Source organism: Rhizobacter sp. (assembly GCF_031412075.1).
In the GTDB taxonomy this organism is placed as follows: Bacteria; Pseudomonadota; Gammaproteobacteria; order Burkholderiales; family Burkholderiaceae_C; genus Rhizobacter.
Map to the genome: position 1 here is coordinate 1 of NZ_JANOCG010000097.1, position 4449 is coordinate 4449.

Sequence of the window (4449 nt, forward strand, 5' to 3'; positions counted from 1 at the left end):
TTGGCGCCACGCGGTGAAATCGGTTTTCTTCTTGGGGCTCGATGTCAGTGAGTTGGGGATCGTTGCATGTCGTGAAGCCCGGCTTCAAGCGAAGGTGTAGGCCGTCTTGACAGTGGTATAGAACTCGGCCGCATAACGCCCCTGCTCACGCGGGCCGTGGCTGGAGCCTTTGCGCCCGCCGAAGGGCACGTGGTAGTCGACACCCGCCGTGGGCAGGTTGACCATGGCCATGCCAGCCTGGATGTGGCGCTTGAAATGTGTGGCGTGTTTGAGCGAGGTGGTGCAGATGCCGGCGCACAGGCCGAAGGGTGTGTCGTTGGCGAGCGAGAGCGCGTGCTCGTAGTCATCGGCACGCAGCACCACGGCCACCGGGCCGAAGATCTCTTCTCGCGCGATGCGGTGCTGCGGCTGCGCCAGAAAGAGCGCCGGGCTCATGTAGTGGCCACGCGTGTCGCGGGTGAGCGCCTCGCCACCCCAGATGTGTTCGGCGCCTTCGTTGCGGCCAATCTCCACGTACGACAGGTTCTGCGCCAGCTGGTCGCTGCTCACCACCGGGCCGATCTCGGTCTCGCGCTGCAAGGCATGGCCCACACGCAAGGCCTTCACACGGTCGCGCACGCGGCTCACGAACGCATCGTGTACACCGGCCTCGACGATGAAACGGCTCGACGCCGTGCACCGTTGGCCGGTTGAAAAATACGCGCCCTGCACGGCGCACTCGACGGCCTGCTCCATGTCGGCATCATTCAGCACGATGAGGGGGTTCTTGCCGCCCATTTCGAGCTGCACCTTGGCACGGCGTGCGGCGGTGGCCTTCAAGATCTGCTCGCCGGTAGCGACCGAGCCGGTGAAGCTGATGGCGTCGACCTGCGCACTGTCGACCAGGGCCTGGCCGACCTGGCGGCCGCTGCCCATCACCAGGTTGAACACACCGGCCGGCAAGCCGGCACGGCTGATGATCTCGGCCAGCGCCCAGGCACAGCCGGTCACCAGCTCCGCCGGCTTGAAGACGACGCTGTTGCCGTAGGCCAGCGCTGGCGCGATCTTCCACGCGGGGATGGCGAGCGGAAAATTCCACGGCGCGATGATGCCGACCACGCCCACCGGCTCGCGGCTCACCTCGACGTCGACACCCGGTCGCACCGAAGCCATGCGCTCGCCGCCGATGCGCAGCGACTCGCCGGCAAAAAACTTGAAGATGTTGCCGGCGCGCACGGTCTCGCCAATCGCTTCTGGCAGCGTCTTGCCCTCTTCGCGCGCCAGCAGCTCACCCAGCTCGCTCTTGCGGGCGATGATTTCGCTGCCGATCTGGTCGAGCGCGTCGGCACGCCGCTGCGGCGTGCTGCCACCCCAGGCGCTGCGTGCATCGGCCGCCGCGCGGATGGCCTCTTGCGTCTGCTTGATGTCGGCGCGGCAGTACTCGCCGACCACGTCGGAGAGGTCCGACGGGTTCTCGCTGACGCCGGTGGTCACGCCGTGTTCCCAGCGGCCGTTGATGTAGTTCTTGAATTTCTGTGCCATGGCCATGCTCAAAGTGCTTTCACGCCGCCATAGGCGAAGCCGCGTTCGGCCAGGGCCAGCGGGTTGACGAGCGGCGCACCGAGCGCCGGCAGGTCGATCTCAAAGCTGTCGCCCGGCATCACCTTGACGCCGTCGGCAAAGCTCAGTGTGGCGGTGCCGAAGAAGTGCAGGTGCACGTCGCCCGGCTGGCGGTGCGCGGCGTATTTGAAGTGGTGGTATTCGAGGTTGGCGATGGTGTGGCTCATGTTGGCCTCGCCGGTTTGAAACGGCTTCTCCCACACCACCTGGTTGCCGCGCCGGATGCGGCTGGTGCCAGCCAGGTGCTCGGGCAACGCGCCGGTGCGCAGCTCGGGGCCCACCGCGCAGGCGCGCAGCTTCGAGTGGGCGAGGTAGAGGTAGTTCTGCCGCTCGGTCACGTGGTCTGAGAACTCATTGCCGATGGCAAACCCCAGGCGCTGCGGCGTGCCGTCGGGTGCGATCAAGTAGATGCCGACCAGCTCGGGCTCTTCGCCGCCGTCGAGCGCGAAGTCGGGCATGGTGAGTGGCGCACCGGGCGCGGCCACGATGTGGCCATTGCCCTTGTAGAACCACTCGGGCTGCGCGCCGGGCGTGGTGCCGTCTGCAGGGCGCCCACCCTCGAGGCCCGACTTGAACATGCGCATCGAATCCGACAGCGTCTCTTCGCCCCCGGCGAGCTTCTGGTGCATGGCGTCGCGCGCGGCGGCGCTGCCCAGGTGGGTAAGACCGGTGCCGCTGACGAGGCAGTGCGCCGGGTCGGGGTGGGTGACGGGCGAGAGCAAGCGTTGTTCGGCTTGCAAGGTGGCGTAAGCGACCGCAGCACCGGGTGATGAAGCGGCATCGGCCTGCGCCTGCAGACTCACGCCGTTGGCCACCGCCGCCTGGGCCAGCGCAAAGCTGCTGCGGTATTCGCCGATGCGGCGCACCGTGAGCCCGTCTTCGCTGACGCGGCCGACACGCGTGGAACGGTCGTCGTCGATGAACTGGATCAAACGCATGAGATTCGCCAAGCCCCCAATGAAAGTGCCGCATGGTACGAATCCGTGAGATAACTTCCTAATAGATATTTGCCACCAACCGATATACGCTTTGGGATCAATGAAAACCCGAACACCCTGATTCCATGACGAACTACACCCACTGGTTCATCCGCGCGCGCCTGAAGACCCGTCAACTGCTGCTGATCGTGGCCCTGGCCGAAGAGGGCAACATCCACCGCGCCGCCCAGGTGCTCAACATGACGCAGCCCGCCGCCTCGAAGCTGCTCAAAGACCTGGAAGACGTGCTGGAGGTACCCCTCTTCGAGCGGCTGCCGCGCGGCATGCGGCCCACCTGGTACGGCGAAACCATGATCCGCCACGCCCGCGTGGCACTGGCCAGCCTGAACCAGGCGCACGACGAGCTGGAGGCGCTGAAAGCCGGCCGCTTCGGCCAGGTGAGTGTGGGTGCGATCACCGCGCCGGGCCTGGTGCTGCTGCCGCCGGCGGTGGCACTCGTCAAGCAGGAGCACCCGAGCCTGCGCATTGCGCTGCAGATCGAGACCAGCGACGTGCTGATGGAGCGGCTCTCCCACGGCAAGCTCGACATGCTGGTGGCCCGCCTGTTCGCCCAGCACGACAAGACCGACCTGCGCTACGAGGTGCTGGCCGAAGAGCCCGTGTGCGCCATCACCCGGCCGGGCCACCCGTTGCTGAACGTGGCCAACCTGGGGCTGCGCGACGTGGTCAGCGCGGGCTGGATCGTGTCGCCCAGCGGCAGCGTGCTGCGGCACCGTTTCGAGCTGATGTTTCAGGAAGACAAGCTGGAGCCGCCGGTCAACGTGATCGAGACCTCGGCCTTGCTGTTCATCACCAAGATGCTGCAGCAGAGCGACATGATCGCGGTGGTGGCCTCCGACGTGGCGCGCTACTACGCGTCACACGGCATCGTGTCGATCTTGCCGATGGAGCTGCCTTGCCACATGGATGCGTTCGGCATCATCACACGCACCGACAAGCTGTTGTCGCCGGCGGCCAAGGTGATGTTGAGGGCGTTGAAGGCGACGGCGGTGACGGTGTATGGCAGCCGGTTTGATGGGTCTGCTGACGACTGAGTCACCGTCATCGGAGGCGCCGTCATTCCCGCGGAGGCGGGAATCTAGGATGGCCCAATGTGTGCCGCTTCGCGTTGTCGCTCTTGTTCACTGCGTGAGGCCGCGCCGGGAGTTCGGCCCGGCGGCCGACCCCCTTTCTTTGTGTCGACAAAGAAAGGGGGCAAAGAAAGCGACCCTGCCGACTCGGCCCTCGCGATGCGAGGGCTACCTTGCGCTGCTCGGTCTTTGCGGGTCGGGCAGAACTCGCTACGCGGCCTGCGGCCGCTGCGCTCAAACAGCCGCCCGAAGCTAGATGTTGATGCGCGCTTCGCGCGCCCCGCAAAGCCCTGCGCTGCTCAGCTCGTCCGAAGGGGGAGACAAACACCAGAAGCGCATCGCTGCGCTCGCGCCGATGCGACGCGAGGCGTCGACAGGGAAGGTTGCGAAGCAACGACCGTATTACTCTTCGGGTCCCCTTGGTGAGTCGTCGAGCAGCGCAGGGCTTTGGGGCTGCACGCGCAGCGTGCTTCGTCATCTGACTTCGCGCCGCCTGTTTGAACGCAACGGCCAAAGGCCGCGAAGTGAGTTCGGCGCGTGCCCCAAAGACCGAGCAGCGCAGAGCAGTCGGCCCTAGGCCGACCGACGAGCAGGGTCGCCTTTTCTTTGGTGACTTTCTTTTGGCGAAGCAAAAGAAAGTTACTGCCCTGTCGGGGGCACATCCCGACGCACCCGCCGGCAGGCAGAAGAAACACCATCGCGAAGCACCACAAACCTGGATTCCCGCCTTCACGGGAATGACGAGGGCAGCGAGCCTCAGCTCCACCCCGCATCCACCGTGA

The 4449-nt window shown here is 65.8% G+C and carries 3 protein-coding genes; 1 reads left to right on the forward strand and 2 read right to left on the reverse strand.

Going from position 1 to position 4449, the window contains the following annotated elements:
- Window positions 1-84 precede the first annotated feature (84 nt).
- Together RMO40_RS03690 and araD1 are read right to left on the reverse strand one after the other, a co-directional pair.
- On the reverse strand, window positions 85-1521 hold the full coding sequence (locus tag RMO40_RS03690) for an aldehyde dehydrogenase family protein (protein ID WP_309716474.1): 1437 nt from the start codon (window positions 1519-1521) through the stop codon (window positions 85-87).
- A gap of 8 nt (window positions 1522-1529) precedes the next feature.
- Entirely contained in the window at window positions 1530-2537 is a 1008-nt protein-coding gene (araD1, locus tag RMO40_RS03695; RefSeq protein ID WP_309716477.1) for an AraD1 family protein, read from the reverse strand.
- 125 nt (window positions 2538-2662) lie between these two features.
- On the opposite strand from araD1, the gene RMO40_RS03700 reads away from it, so the two are divergent.
- Window positions 2663-3631 (forward strand): LysR family transcriptional regulator, encoded by a 969-nt coding sequence (locus RMO40_RS03700; protein ID WP_309716480.1) that lies wholly within the window; start codon window positions 2663-2665, stop codon window positions 3629-3631.
- Window positions 3632-4449: the final 818 nt, after the last annotated feature.

Excerpts from the sequence above, each read along its gene's own strand:
- RMO40_RS03690 (WP_309716474.1), bottom strand. The coding sequence starts at position 1,521 with ATGGCACAGAAATTCAAGAACTACATCAACGGCCGCTGGGAACACGGC.
- araD1 (WP_309716477.1), bottom strand. The coding sequence starts at position 2,537 with ATGCGTTTGATCCAGTTCATCGACGACGACCGTTCCACGCGTGTCGGC.
- RMO40_RS03700 (WP_309716480.1), top strand. The coding sequence starts at position 2,663 with ATGACGAACTACACCCACTGGTTCATCCGCGCGCGCCTGAAGACCCGT.